Annotated in this window: 11 protein-coding genes, 1 pseudogene and 1 riboswitch; of the genes and pseudogenes, 3 read left to right on the top strand and 9 right to left on the bottom strand. The window is 69.0% G+C overall.

Annotated elements, in window-relative coordinates; all coding sequences use genetic code 11:
• Positions 1-45: 45 nt before the first annotated feature.
• The gene (locus tag AC5RW2_RS12275; protein WP_494073987.1) at positions 46-411 is read left to right on the top strand and encodes a VOC family protein; all 366 of its coding nucleotides are present in this window, start codon (positions 46-48) and stop codon (positions 409-411) included.
• 165 nt (positions 412-576) lie between these two features.
• Positions 577-1,752 carry a zinc-dependent alcohol dehydrogenase gene (locus tag AC5RW2_RS12270; protein ID WP_494073986.1) on the top strand — a complete coding sequence of 392 codons (1,176 nt, stop codon included), beginning with the start codon at positions 577-579 and terminating at the stop codon, positions 1,750-1,752.
• A gap of 57 nt (positions 1,753-1,809) precedes the next feature.
• On the opposite strand, the gene AC5RW2_RS12265 is transcribed toward AC5RW2_RS12270, so the two are convergent.
• Genes AC5RW2_RS12265 through AC5RW2_RS12255 form a run of 3 tightly spaced genes read right to left on the bottom strand, consistent with a single transcriptional unit; the run spans position 1,810 to position 4,750 of the window.
• Positions 1,810-2,607, bottom strand: a complete 798-nt coding sequence (locus AC5RW2_RS12265; RefSeq protein ID WP_494000705.1) for an energy-coupling factor transporter transmembrane component T family protein — start codon at positions 2,605-2,607, stop codon at positions 1,810-1,812.
• Positions 2,604-4,121: an ABC transporter ATP-binding protein gene (locus tag AC5RW2_RS12260; RefSeq protein ID WP_494073985.1), complete on the bottom strand. Its 1,518-nt coding sequence runs from the start codon at positions 4,119-4,121 to the stop codon at positions 2,604-2,606. The genes AC5RW2_RS12265 and AC5RW2_RS12260 overlap by 4 nt, the downstream gene beginning before the upstream one ends.
• Positions 4,122-4,129: 8 nt before the next feature.
• Complete coding sequence (locus AC5RW2_RS12255) at positions 4,130-4,750, bottom strand: ECF transporter S component (RefSeq protein ID WP_494000707.1); 621 nt, start codon at positions 4,748-4,750, stop codon at positions 4,130-4,132.
• Positions 4,751-4,793: 43 nt separating this feature from the next.
• A riboswitch (TPP riboswitch) is annotated at positions 4,794-4,926 on the bottom strand.
• Positions 4,927-5,097: 171 nt separating this feature from the next.
• Here AC5RW2_RS12255 and AC5RW2_RS12250 point away from each other — a divergent pair.
• The gene (locus tag AC5RW2_RS12250; protein WP_494000708.1) at positions 5,098-5,358 is read left to right on the top strand and encodes a DUF4235 domain-containing protein; all 261 of its coding nucleotides are present in this window, start codon (positions 5,098-5,100) and stop codon (positions 5,356-5,358) included.
• A 338-nt stretch (positions 5,359-5,696) separates the two neighbouring features.
• Here the strand turns inward: AC5RW2_RS12250 and mnhG are convergent.
• The 6 genes and pseudogenes from mnhG to AC5RW2_RS12220 all read right to left on the bottom strand — a co-directional run.
• Positions 5,697-6,074, bottom strand: a pseudogene (gene mnhG, locus AC5RW2_RS12245) (monovalent cation/H(+) antiporter subunit G); the annotation flags it as partial.
• On the bottom strand, positions 6,064-6,348 hold the full coding sequence (locus AC5RW2_RS12240) for an MrpF/PhaF family protein (protein WP_494000709.1): 285 nt from the start codon (positions 6,346-6,348) through the stop codon (positions 6,064-6,066). The pseudogene mnhG and the gene AC5RW2_RS12240, both read right to left, overlap by 11 nt.
• On the bottom strand, positions 6,345-6,905 hold the full coding sequence (locus tag AC5RW2_RS12235) for a Na+/H+ antiporter subunit E (protein WP_494000710.1): 561 nt from the start codon (positions 6,903-6,905) through the stop codon (positions 6,345-6,347). The genes AC5RW2_RS12240 and AC5RW2_RS12235 overlap by 4 nt, the downstream gene beginning before the upstream one ends.
• Positions 6,902-8,524: a Na+/H+ antiporter subunit D gene (locus AC5RW2_RS12230; RefSeq protein WP_494000711.1), complete on the bottom strand. Its 1,623-nt coding sequence runs from the start codon at positions 8,522-8,524 to the stop codon at positions 6,902-6,904. The genes AC5RW2_RS12235 and AC5RW2_RS12230 overlap by 4 nt, the downstream gene beginning before the upstream one ends.
• Complete coding sequence (locus tag AC5RW2_RS12225; protein WP_493989594.1) at positions 8,521-8,994, bottom strand: Na(+)/H(+) antiporter subunit C; 474 nt, start codon at positions 8,992-8,994, stop codon at positions 8,521-8,523. The genes AC5RW2_RS12230 and AC5RW2_RS12225 overlap by 4 nt, the downstream gene beginning before the upstream one ends.
• Positions 8,991-11,993 (bottom strand): Na+/H+ antiporter subunit A, encoded by a 3,003-nt coding sequence (locus AC5RW2_RS12220; protein ID WP_494073984.1) that lies wholly within the window; start codon positions 11,991-11,993, stop codon positions 8,991-8,993. The genes AC5RW2_RS12225 and AC5RW2_RS12220 overlap by 4 nt, the downstream gene beginning before the upstream one ends.
• Between the last annotated feature and the right edge of the window lie 246 nt (positions 11,994-12,239).

Genomic DNA, 12,239 nt, shown 5'->3' with positions numbered 1-12,239 from the left:
GCGCCTGACGCTGCCCCGACCGAGTCTTCCGAGGAGCCACCGCCCATGTTCATGAAACTTGAATGCGTCTGCATGCCAACCCTCGACGTTGAGGCCTCCGTCAGGTTCTATGCCGGACTCGGGATGCGGGAGTCCTGGCGGATCAACCGCAAGACGCCGGCAGGACTGGCATGGACCTTGGTGGGCATGCGTTTTCCGGACGGGAACAGTTCCGAACTCGTCCTCAGCGACAACCCCGACAACCGGCGCCTCGAGGTCGAAGTCGTCGTGGGCGATGTCCGGCGCGCCTACGAGGAGCTGTCTTCCAACGGCGGAGTGGAATGGATCGAGGCGCCCTTCGCCACCGAGTCGGGGCATGTGGCCGTGATGCGTGCGCCCGACGGCAACGTCTTCGTCCTGGTCGGTTCGTAGGACGCCGTCCTGCCGTCGGACTGATGAAAAATGCCCCTCGGCCTGGACGCCTTCCGGGATCGATACCCGCTTCGACCACCGCGTTAGTGCAGTGTTAGGGTCGATTGGACCGAAAGATCAGCATGCTGTCGTTCCGTCCGGGCGGCAGCCCTGAGAAGGAGGACAATGAAGGCTCTGACGTGGCAAGGGAAGCGCTCGGTCAGCGTGGAGGAGGTCCCGGATCCGCGGATCCAGGAGCCCACGGACGCGATCGTGAGGATCACCTCGACCGGCATCTGCGGCTCCGACCTGCACCTCTACGAGGTGCTCACTCCGTTCATGGACAAGGGCGACATCATCGGACATGAGCCCATGGGGATCGTGGAGGAGGTCGGCTCGGCCGTCACGCACATCAAGGCCGGGGACCGGGTGGTCATCCCGTTCAACGTCTCCTGCGGCCACTGCTTCATGTGCCGGCAGGGCCTGCAGTCCCAGTGCGAGACCACCCAGGTCCGCGAGTACAACAACAATGCCCAGTTCCTGGGCTACTCGCGGCTTTACGGCTCGGTGCCCGGCGGACAGGCCGAGTACCTGCGGGTGCCGCACGCGGACTACGGACCCATCAAGGTGCCCCACGCCGGTGAGGACGAGCGCTACCTGTACCTCTCCGATGTGGTGCCCACCGCGTGGCAGGCCGTGCAGTACGCGGCTCCACCGGAGGGCGGCTCCCTGGCCGTGCTCGGCCTTGGTCCCATCGGCCAGATGTCCGCCCGGATCGGCCGGCACCTCGGCTACCGGGTGCTCGCGGTAGACCCCGTGGCGGAGCGGCGGGCAATGGCAGAGCGCCACGGCATCGAGACGCTGGACCTGCACGGCGACGTCGCGGACGAGCTGCGGGAGCGCACGGACGGCCGCGGGCCTGACTCGGTGGTGGACGCCGTGGGCATGGAGGCGCACGGCTCGCCCGTGGCCGGCGCGGTCCACCAGGCGGTGGGGCTGCTGCCGTCGTCGCTGGGCCGCAAGGCGATGGAGGCGGCAGGGGTGGACAGGCTCGACGCGCTCTACACCGCCATCGACGCCGTCCGGCGCGGCGGCACGATCTCGATCAGCGGCGTGTACGGCGGGATGAAGGACCCCCTGCCGATGCTGACCATGTTCGACAAGCAACTCCAGTTGCGGATGGGCCAGTGCAACGTGAAGCGGTGGATCGACGATCTGCTGCCGCTGGTCGACCACCCGTCGGACCCGCTGGGCGTGCTCGACCTGGCGACCCACCAGGTTCCGTTGGAGCAGGCGCCGGAGATGTACGAGAAGTTCCAGAAGAAGGAGGACGGCTGCATCAAGGTGGTGCTCAAGCCTTAGCCCTGTATGGATCGGCGGACCCCGGCTCTCATGGATCGTCGATCGCCGGGGTCCGGTTCACACGAAGATGAAGTTCCAGGTCCCGGCGGCCACGGCGGCGGCGGCGGCCGCGCCGGCGACGACCGCGCCGCCCAGCAACACCCACACATCCACCATGCTGTAGGTGGATTCGCGCGCCCAGGTCCGGGGCCCGGCGCCGAAGCCGCGGGCCTCCATCGCGACGGCCAGCCGGGTGGCCCGGCGGATGGCCTGCACGATCAGGCCGAACGCCTGGCCCGCGAACGCGCCCGCCTTGGCCAGCGGCCGGTTCTCCGCCCCGACACCGCGGGCGCGGCGCGCCAGACCGAGGGTGCGCCATTCCTCCACCAGCAGCCCCACCAACCGCATGGCGGCCAGCGCTCCCAGCACGAACCGGTGGGGAAGCTTCAGCTTCTGCGCCAAGGCGTCCGCCAGGTCCGTCGGGTCGGTCGTCAGGAGCAGGAAAATGCCCGGCAGCGCAACGGCGAGCGACCGCAGGCCGATGGCAACGCCGCCGGCCACCGAGTCCTCGGTGAAGATCAGCGGACCGAACCGGAACAGCACGGCCCCGGTCTTCTCGGCCAGCAAGGCCGTTGCCCAGGCCCCGACGGCAGCCGCCGCCAGCAGCGGCCAGCCGCGCTTCAGCAGCAGCCATGGGCTGACACCCAGCACGGGCATCAGCAACAGTTCGGCGGCCAGCACCACGGAGGCGCTGACCCAGTCCACACTGAGCATGACCACCACGGTGACCAGGGCGGCGGCGGCCAGCTTCGACACCGGGTTGGCGCGGCTGAACGGGGAGGCGGCCAGCCGTGGGTTCATCAGGTCCATGCTCATGCTGCCCTCCCAAGCGGCTGGGCCGGGCGAACGCCGCCGTCCGCCACCCGGATGACGGCGCCGCCGAGCGCGGCGGTGAAGTCGTCGTCGTGCGTCACCGAGACCACGCTCCGGCCCTCGGCCACCAGCTCGGCCAGCAGCGTGACCAGTTCGGCCCAGGTGTTGGCGTCCTGTCCGAAGGTCGGCTCGTCCAGCATCAGGATGTCCGGGCCGGTGGCCAGCATGGTGGCTACCGACAGCCTGCGTTTCTCGCCGCCGGAGAGGGTGAACGGGTTGGCCTGCAGCAGGCGGGTCAGCCGGAGCCGCTCGGCGATCGTGTCCACGCGCTGCCGGACGGTCGCCTCGGGCAGTTTGGCCACGCGGCGGGGACCGAATTCCAGTTCGTCGACCACCGTGCCGGTGAGGAACTGGTGTTCAGGTTCCTGGAAGACGCTGCCAATCCGGGTCACCAGCTGCGCGGACTTCCACTTCGCCGGTGACAGGCCGGCACCGCGTTGCAAGGCCGGTGTCGCCGAGAGATCCCCTCCCGCGGGTGCCAGCAGGCCGGCGAGGGTGAGGGCCAGGGTGGATTTGCCGGCACCGTTCGCGCCGGTGACGCTGAGTGCCTGCCCGGCCAACAGGTCCAGGTCCACCCCGCGCAGCACCGGCGCGGCTTTCCGGTTCCGCGACACGTCCAGTGCCGCCGCCCGCAGCAACGGCCCGCCCGGGGCCGGCGCCGCGGGCAGCTCCAGCCGCGGGGTATGACCGGGAACCCAGACGCCTGCCTCGATCAGCCGGTCGCGGGCGGCGCCTTCGGCGAGCACCTTGCCCGGCGGCCCGTCGGCCAGCACGCCGCCGCCGGCCGCGAGCACGATCACGCGGTCCACGACGTCCGCCCAGACCGCCACCCGGTGCTCGACCACCACCAGGGTGGCGCCGGTGCGGTCCAGCACCCGGGCCACGGCGTCCCGTACTTCCCGCACCCCGGCGGGATCCAGGTTTGCGGTCGGCTCATCCAACAGCAGCAGCCCCGGCCGCATGGCCAGGACGGAAGCCAGCGCCAGCCGCTGTTTTTGGCCCCCGGAGAGCGCCGACGTGGGATGTTCCAGCGGCACGGCCAGGCCGACATCGGCCAGGGATTCACGGACCCGGTCCCAGATCTGCCCGCGCGGCAGCGACAGGTTCTCCGCCCCGAAGGCCACCTCGTCGCCCACCCGGGCCAGCACCAGCTGGCTCTCCGGATCCTGCAGCACGAGGCCGGCCCGGCCGCGGGCCTCGGAGGGGCGCACCCCCGCCACGCTCAACCGGCCCGTCTCCTCGCCTTCGCCCTCGTCGCCGAGAACGCCGGCCATGGCGTGCAGCAGCGTGGACTTGCCGGCCCCGGAGGCGCCCAGCAGCAGTACCCGTTCGCCCGGGGCGATGCTGAAACTGGCCGCGCGCACCGCCGGATCCTTGCGGCCGGCATGCCGCCAGCCCCACCCCTCGGCGAGAACCGGCACCGGGCCGGGCGCCGCCGTCGTACTCTGCGCTCCCATCAAACGGCTCAGGCGTCTGCCGTGCGTCCCGCGGCGAAGGAGGACAGCGCACCCGTCTTCGCCAGGCCCCTGACCGCCAGCCACGGCAGCAGCCCGGCAATCACGACGCCGGACACGGCCGCGAAGCCCACGTACGCCAGCTGCCACTCGGCGGCCCAGAGCATGTTGTAGAGGATGTTCTCGCTGATGGACAGCGCCAGGCCTGCGCCCAGGCCGGCCAGCAGCGCCACGCCAAGGTTGAACCTGCGGTACAGGAAGAGCAGGAAGACGACCTCGGCACCCAGGCCCTGGATCAGGCCGGAGACCAGGACGGTCATGCCGAAGCTCGTGCCCAGCAGCGCGGAGACAACCGCGGCCAGCATCTCGCAGTAGATGGCGGCGCCGGGCTTGCGGATGATCAGCCCGCCCAGCACGCCCGCCATCAGCCAGCCGCCGGTGTACAGCCCGGCGGAAGGCGGGAAGGCTATGGTCAGGCCCTCAATCAACGGCCAGCCCGCCGACCAGGCCCAGAAGATGACGCCGACGGCCACGGCGACCACCGAGGCCACGACGATGTCCACTACCCGCCAGCCGTAACGCTGCTTCCGGGCAGGGGTGGGTGTGGCGGGTGCATTCGAAACGGTACTCATTGGAATCCTCCTGGTTGCAGGAGGGGAGGGCGGCCACGCGGCGCGCCCCGAGAACTCGACTCCCTTCGCCGGTACTAACCGGAGCAGGTTCGAGGGTCTGCGGTCTATCCGCACTCTCAGCGTCCCTCCCGGTCTCGGTGTGCACCGGCCGGTCGGACGCTCCCCTGTCGTCACTAGATGCTGTCTGGCAGCACGCACCAGTCTACACTCGCCCGCGGCGGCGCGGCATTCGGGGCGCAGACCCGGGGAAAATGCACGACGGCACACGGCCCGGGCGGGTGCCGGGCAGTAGGCTGGGAACCGGAACAGCAGTTGAGACGGGGCTGCGGCCCCGGAAGGGAGCGGGCATGAGCGTTGTGTTGAGGCTCTTGGGCACACTGGTGAGTATCGGCGCGGGCCTGGCAGCCAGCCAGTTGCTGGGGCTTGTTTGGAAGATGGTCACCGGAAAAGATGCGCCGAAGAGCGACGATGACCTGGAGAACAGCCTGCGGGCGGCGGTAGCCTTCGCCGTGGTGTCCGGCACCGTGGCGCGCGTGATCCAGGTGCTGACCAAGCGCGCCACCGCCAAGGCGGTCATCCGCTACGACAAGACGCGGGAAATGGTCTAAGCGGTCCCTCGAGGATTCCGATGGGGGACGGGCCGCGGGCCCGTCCCCCATCGCGTTCTGTTACCGGCCGTCGGCACCCGCCCAAGGCACGCGCCCCGTTGGTCGGCAGGTTACCGCCCCCCCTTGGTCGGCGCGTTACCTCCCCCTTGGTCGGCGTTACCTCCCCCTTGGTCCGCAGGTTATGGAGTGCCCGCGGGCCCGGCGCCGCCCCGCTCGGTCCGCCCGGGAACGGCCGCCGCCCCAGCGCTACGCCGTTCCCCCGGCTTCCCGGCGTCCTGCCCGCCGGCCACAGCACGGCTGCCGCCGTCGGCGGCGGCACCGGGACCGGCAAGCGGTGCGTCATCTGAGGACGCCGCGGCGTCTTCCCGTGCCGCCGCCTCCACCACCGCGTCGAGGTCGTCCACGCTGAGGATTTCCTTGCGCAGGTGTTTGGTGCGGTAGCCGGCCCGGCCTACCATGTGGGCGGAAACCGGCACGGTCAGCAACTGGAACAGCCAGGCTATGAGGAGCACGGGCACCGCCACCCAGTTGCGCAGCTGCAATCCCAGTCCAGTCAGCAGCAGCAGCAGGCCGAAGACCTGGGGCTTCGTGGCCGCATGCATCCGCGAGAGCAGGTCGGGAAACCGCAGCAGGCCGATGGCCGCGGCCAGGGACATCCCCGCGCCGGCGATCAGGCAGACGGCGGTCGCGATGTCGAGTATCAAGTCAGTGTTCACGGGGCCGCCCGTCCGTCACGAAACGAGCCACGGCGACCGAGCCGATGAAGCCGACAACGCTGATGACGACGACCAGCGTCAGGTTGTTCATGTGGCCGCCGGCGGCCATGTCCACGATGAGTCCGGCGCAGACGATCGCCAGCAGCACGTCTATGGCCAGCAGCCGGTCCAGCAGCGACGGCCCGCGGGCCAGCCGGATCAGCGACAGTACAGCGGCCCCGGCCAGCACTGCGCTCACGACGATTTGCGCGACCGGAATGACGTCCCCGTTCACACTGCACCTCCCCTGCCGGTACCTTCGGCCTTGACCATCGCCAGTTCTTCCTTCGTGCCCATCGTCCGGATCAGGCCGGCCTCGATCCGCCGCACTTGGGCGCGAAAACGCTCGGCGGCCTCCTCGGTGTCAACGTCGATCACGTGCAGGTAAAGCGTGGACGTCGAGCGGTCCACGTCCACCACAAAGCTGCCGGGGATCAGCGAAATGGCATGCCCGGTGGCAGTCACCAGCAGATCCGAGTGGCTTCGCAGCCGGACCGCCACCACCGCGTTGCGCAGCGTCGGGCCGCGGGTCAGGGCCAGCCACAGGACTTCGACGCTTGCGACCGCGACCTGCCAGACGAACGTGGCGGCGAAAATTCCCGCGGCCAGCGGATTGAAGCGCCCGCTGAGTTCGACCGGCGGCAGGTAGAACAGGTTCACGATGAGCAGCGCGATCAGCAGGCCGAAGATCAGGTTGCCCGGGCTGAAATCCTGCCACAGGGAGCCCCAGAGGATGACCAGCCAGGCCAGCAGCGGCAGCTCGACCCAGATGGAGATGCGCGGTTTCCTCATTGGCCCACCTCCTGCATTGCGCCCTCACCCAGGACGGCCTCGACGTACGGGGTGCGCTGCAGCATCTCCCGCGCCGCCTGGTCACTGAGCTCGAACAGGGGCCCGGCGAACACGGTCAGGGCAACGCCCATCGCCACCAGCCCGACCGTCGGCCAGACCATGGGCAGCGGCAGCAGCTGGACGACGCCGCGGCCGGTGAACCGCCCGTGCGGTTTGTTTTCCACGTGGCGGGTGGTCCGCAGTGCGGACCCGTCGGGCTTGGTAGCCACCAGGACCGGGTCCGGGTGCTCGGCGTCTTCGGGGCGGCGCCAGAACACGCGGTTCCAGACCCGTGCCATGGCCAGCAGGGTCAGCAGCGACGTGACCATGCTGCCCGCCACGAGCACCCAGGCGACCGGGGTGCCCAGTTCCACGCCGCCCTGCACCAGGCCGATCTTGCCCAGGAAGCCGGAGAACGGCGGGATCCCGGCCAGGTTCATGGCCGGGACGAAGAACAGGATGGCCAGCAGCGGCGACAGCTTGGCCAGGCCGCCCAGCCGGTCCATGTTCGTGGTTCCGCCGCGTCGTTCGATCAGCCCGGCCACCAGGAACAGGCTGGTCTGCACCGTAATATGGTGCGCCACGTAATAGACCGCCGCGCCGAGCCCCACCACCGAGGACATCGCCAGGCCAAACACCATGTAGCCGATGTGGCTGACCAGTGTGAAAGAGAGCATGCGCTTGATGTCGATCTGGGCCACGGCCCCGAGGATGCCCACCACCATGGTCAGCACGGCCACGATCATTAGGAACGTGTTCAGCCGGTCGCCGGGGAACAGCAGTGTCTCGGTGCGGATCATGGCGTAGACGCCCACCTTGGTGAGCAGGCCGGCGAACACCGCGGTAACCGGTGCCGGCGCCGTCGGATAGGAGTCGGGGAGCCAGAAGGACAGGGGGAATACCGCCGCCTTGATGCCGAAGGCCACCAGCAGCATCAGGTGCAGCGTCATCTGGGTGGCCGGATCCAACTGCCCGAGCTTGATCGCCAGGTCGGCCATGTTGATGGTCCCGGTGGCGGCGTAGATCATCGCGATGGAGACCAGGAACAGCACCGAGGAAATGACGCTGACGACGACGTACGTCACCCCGGCGCGGATCCGGGGGCTGGTGCCGCCCAGCGTCATCAGCACGTAGCTGGCCGTGAGCAGCATTTCGAAGCCGACGTACAGGTTGAACAGGTCGCCGGTCAGGAACGCGTTGGAAACGCCCGCCACCAGGATCAGGTAGGTCGGGTGGAAGATCGAGACCGGGCCTTCTTCGTCGCCGTCGGTCATGCCCTGGCCGGAGGCGTACAGCAGCACCGCCAGGCTGACGGCCGAGGAGACCACCAGCATCAGGGCGGACAGCTCGTCCACCACCAGGGTGATGCCAAAGGGGGGAAGCCAGCCGCCGAGGTTCACCGCCTGCGCGCCGTTGGCCCAGGCCGAGGCCAGCATCACGGCTTCCAGTGCCAGCGTCACCGTCAGCGTGATGGCGCCGGTCCGGCGCTGCGCGTTGGGGTGGCGGATCAGCACGAACGCCAGGGCAGCACCCAGCAGCGGCAGGACTACTGCCAGCGGCGCGATGGTGGCGGCGTTCACTGCTTTCTCTCCATCCGTGACCTCGTGGTGGCTGGCGTTTCCTCGGCTTCGTCGGGCGGGACGAACTCGGTGGTCTCGGCCGGAATTTCCGCGTCGTCCTCGGCGTCGAAGGTGGGCTGGTTGGCCACGCGGCGGTCCTCGATGTCGTCCTGCACCTCGTCCTGCCGCCCCAGCACCCAGGAGCGGTAAATGATGGCCAGCATGAAAGCGGTGACGGCGAAGGAAATCACGATGGAGGTCAGGATCAACGCCTGTGGCAGCGGATCGCTGTAGGCGTCGGCGGGGATGTCGCTGCCGAAAATGGGGGCAAGGCCCGCCGGGCCGCCGGTGCTGAGCAGCAGCAGGTTGGCGCCGTTGGTGATGAGCATGAGGCCGAGCATGACCCGGGTCAGGCTGCGTTCGAGGATCAGGTAGACGCCCACGGCGAACAGCACGCCCATCACCAGCAGCAGCGTCAGGTTCACGGTCACCGGGACACCTCCTCCTCGATCGTTGCGGGCACTTGCAGTTCGGCGGTCTTGCGGCGGCCGTGGGTCCGTTCCTCCGTGCGTTCGTCGATCTCGGCGCCGAAACTGCGCAGCACGTCCAGCACCAGGCCCACCACCACCAGGTAGACCCCGATGTCGAAGATCGTCGACGTGACGAACTTGTGGTCGCCGAAGACCGGAAGGCTGAATTCTAGGATCGCGCTCTGGAAGACCTGGCCGCCCAGGAAGAGCGGGACGACGGCGGTCAGCGCCGCGGCGCCAAGCCCCAGGCCCAGCAGCAGGCCGGCGCTGATGGGCGTGGCTTCGGCCAGTTCGATCCGTCCGCCGGCCAGATAGCGGACGGTCAGCGCGATGCCGGCCAGCAGGCCGCCGGCGAACCCGCCGCCGGGGAGGTTGTGGCCGGTCAACAGCAGGTAGACGGAGAAGATCATCACCGAGTGGAAGAGGAGGCGGGTGATCACCTCGAAGATGATGGAGCGGCGCTCGGGCGCCAGGGTGCGGCCGGCCACCAGCCAGGCGTCGCGCGGGACGACGGCGAACTTGCGGGCCGTCGCCAGGGCCGCCGCCTCGCGGTCCGAGTGCGCCACGGTCTCGTAGCCGCGCCCCACGGATCCGCTGGCGACGGCGTCCACGGGCTCCGGACGCTTCTCCCCGCGGCTCCGGATGAAGATCAGGCTGGCCACGCCGGTAGCTGCCAGGGCCAGCACGGAAATCTCGCCGAACGTGTCCCAGGCCCGGATGTCCACCAGGATGACGTTGACGATGTTCTCGCCGCCGCCGCCCTCATAGGCCAACTGCGGCAGGGCCAGGGACACCGGATCGGCCGTGCGTGCCGCCATCGCCGTCATCGCGATCACTATCATCGTGAGGCCGAAAGCGGCGCCGATGATGGCGCGCAGCAGTTTGAAGCGCCCCGGCGTGCGCAGCCACAGTCGCGCCGGCAGGGACCGAAGGGCCAGCACGATGGCCACCAGGGAGACTGTCTCAACCAGCATCTGGGTCAGCGCCAGATCCGGCGCCCCCTGCATGGCGAAGATGAAGGCCAGGCCATAGCCGGCCACCGAGACCATCAGCACCGCCATGAAGCGCTTGTTCGCGCGGATGGCACCCAGCGCTCCTGCCGCCACGATCAGCCCCGCGATGGCCTGCGCCGGGGTATCGAACCACACCACGCTCTCGGGCAGCGGAGCGTCCATCAGGACGATGGCGCTCAGCGGAGTCACGATCGCCACGATCAGGATCACGCACAGGTAAAAGACCAGCGAGCCCCGCTGGGTCCGGCCGGTGACCCAGATGGCCACCTCGTCCAGCACGCCGATGATGCCGCGGTAGATCCGGTCCGCGTCCGGGATGAAGCGGATCCTGGCCTGGAAGGCCGCTATCGGAGTGCGCAGCAGGAACAGGGCGACACCGGCGGCGATGGTGACGGCGGTCAGCCCGAGAGCCGGCGTCACCCCGTGCCACAGCGCCAGGTGCGTGGCCGCGGTGTCCAGGGTGAAGAGACCGGCGTAGGGGGCGACGGCGGCTTCCACCGGGGCGGGCCAGAGCCCGAACACCACGGTGGCCACGGCGAGCACGGCGGGAGCCGCCAGGAAGGCCCACGGAATGGGCTTGAACTCGATGGCCGCGCGGCCGGGTTTGGCCGCGAACCCGCCCCAGACGAAGCGGGCGCTGTAGGCAAAGGTCAGGATGGATCCGGCCACCACGCCGGCCAGGAGCAGGCCCCCCACCCAGCCGGAGACTTCAGCCCGGTGGATGAAGGCTTCGTAGACCGACTCTTTGGCGACAAAGCCCAGCAGCGGCGGCAGGCCCGCCATCGACGCGGCACCGATGACGGCGACCACGAACAGTTTCGGGGCCTTGCGGTACAGGTGCGACAGTTCGCGGATGTCACGCGTTCCGGCCTGGTGGTCGATGATGCCCACCACCAGGAACAGGGTCGCCTTGAAGAAACCGTGGGCCAGCAACAGGCCCATTCCGGCCAGCGCGGCTTCCTGCGAACCGAGCCCGACCACCAGGGTCAGGAAGCCCAGTTGGCTGACCGTCCCGTAGGCGAGGATCAGCTTCAGGTCGTTCTGGCGCATGGCCTGCCAGCCGCCCACCAGCATGGTCAGCAGCCCGAGCCCCAGCACGACGCCGTGCCAGTAGTCGGTGCTGGAGAATCCGGGCGACAGCCGCGCCACCAGGTAGATGCCGGCCTTCACCATGGCGGCGGCATGGAGGTAGGCGCTGACCGGGGTCGGCGCCGCCATGGCCGCCGGGAGCCAGAAGTGGAAGGGAACCAACGCGGACTTGCTGATCGCGCCGATGAGTACCAGCAGGATGGCTATGTCGATGATCTGGCCGTGTGCCATCAGCGTTCCGGCTGCCGCGAGGATCTCGGAGATCCGGTAGGTGCCGGCGGTTTGGCCGATCATGAGCAGGCCAACCAGCATGGTCAGCCCGCCGAGGGTGGTAACCATCAGGGCCTGCAACGCGGACCGGCGCGCCGAGAGGCGGTGCCTGGCGTACCCGATCAGCAGGTAGGACAGGACGGTGGTGAGTTCCCAGAAAATGTAGAGCAGGATCAGGTCATCGGCGGTGACCAGGCCGAACATGGCGCCGCTGAAGGCCAGCAGTTGCGCACCGAAAGGACCGATGTCCGGATCGTCGGCCTTGAAGTAGCGGGCGCAGTAGAACAGCACCAGGGCGCCGACGCCCAGGATCAGGATGCACAGCACCGCCGCGAGGGTGTCCATCCGAAAGGCCAGTTCCAGCTGCAGGCCCGGGACCCAGGCGAAGACCTCCGACGGCGGGGCGTTCGGAGCGCCGTCCAGCGCCGCCTGGCTGGACCCGGTGTAGTTGTCGAACGTGGCGATCAGCCAGACGAATCCGGCGGCGGGAACCGCGGCGAGGATATAGAACGTTGACCGGCCGAGCTTCCGGAAAATTAAGGGCGCTATAAAGGCCACCGCAAAAAGCAGGGTGAGCACAATCAGCACGAGGATACTCCGGAACTTCCTTCGGGTTTGCCAAGGATTTAGACGGACAGGGCCAAGGTCCATTCTACCCATGGCATAGACGGCGCGGCGCCGCCGAGGGCCGCGGACAGCCGCCGGGAGGGCCGCGGACAGCGGCCGGGAAGGCCGCGGCGGGCTCGTGATCCCGCTGTTCGCCAAAGATTCACGCGGCTCCCGGCGCTGCTCAAAGTTCGCAGCAGGCGAAACGGATAGCATCGCGGTATGACT

The organism is Arthrobacter sp. B0316-1-20, from assembly GCF_059091865.1.
This window is presented reverse-complemented; position numbering and strand designations above follow the sequence as displayed.

Excerpts from the sequence above, each read along its gene's own strand:
- AC5RW2_RS12275 (WP_494073987.1), top strand. The coding sequence starts at position 46 with ATGTTCATGAAACTTGAATGCGTCTGCATGCCAACCCTCGACGTTGAG.
- AC5RW2_RS12270 (WP_494073986.1), top strand. The coding sequence starts at position 577 with ATGAAGGCTCTGACGTGGCAAGGGAAGCGCTCGGTCAGCGTGGAGGAG.
- AC5RW2_RS12265 (WP_494000705.1), bottom strand. The coding sequence starts at position 2,607 with ATGAGCATGGACCTGATGAACCCACGGCTGGCCGCCTCCCCGTTCAGC.
- AC5RW2_RS12260 (WP_494073985.1), bottom strand. The coding sequence starts at position 4,121 with ATGGGAGCGCAGAGTACGACGGCGGCGCCCGGCCCGGTGCCGGTTCTC.
- AC5RW2_RS12255 (WP_494000707.1), bottom strand. The coding sequence starts at position 4,750 with ATGAGTACCGTTTCGAATGCACCCGCCACACCCACCCCTGCCCGGAAG.
- AC5RW2_RS12250 (WP_494000708.1), top strand. The coding sequence starts at position 5,098 with ATGAGCGTTGTGTTGAGGCTCTTGGGCACACTGGTGAGTATCGGCGCG.
- AC5RW2_RS12235 (WP_494000710.1), bottom strand. The coding sequence starts at position 6,905 with ATGAGGAAACCGCGCATCTCCATCTGGGTCGAGCTGCCGCTGCTGGCC.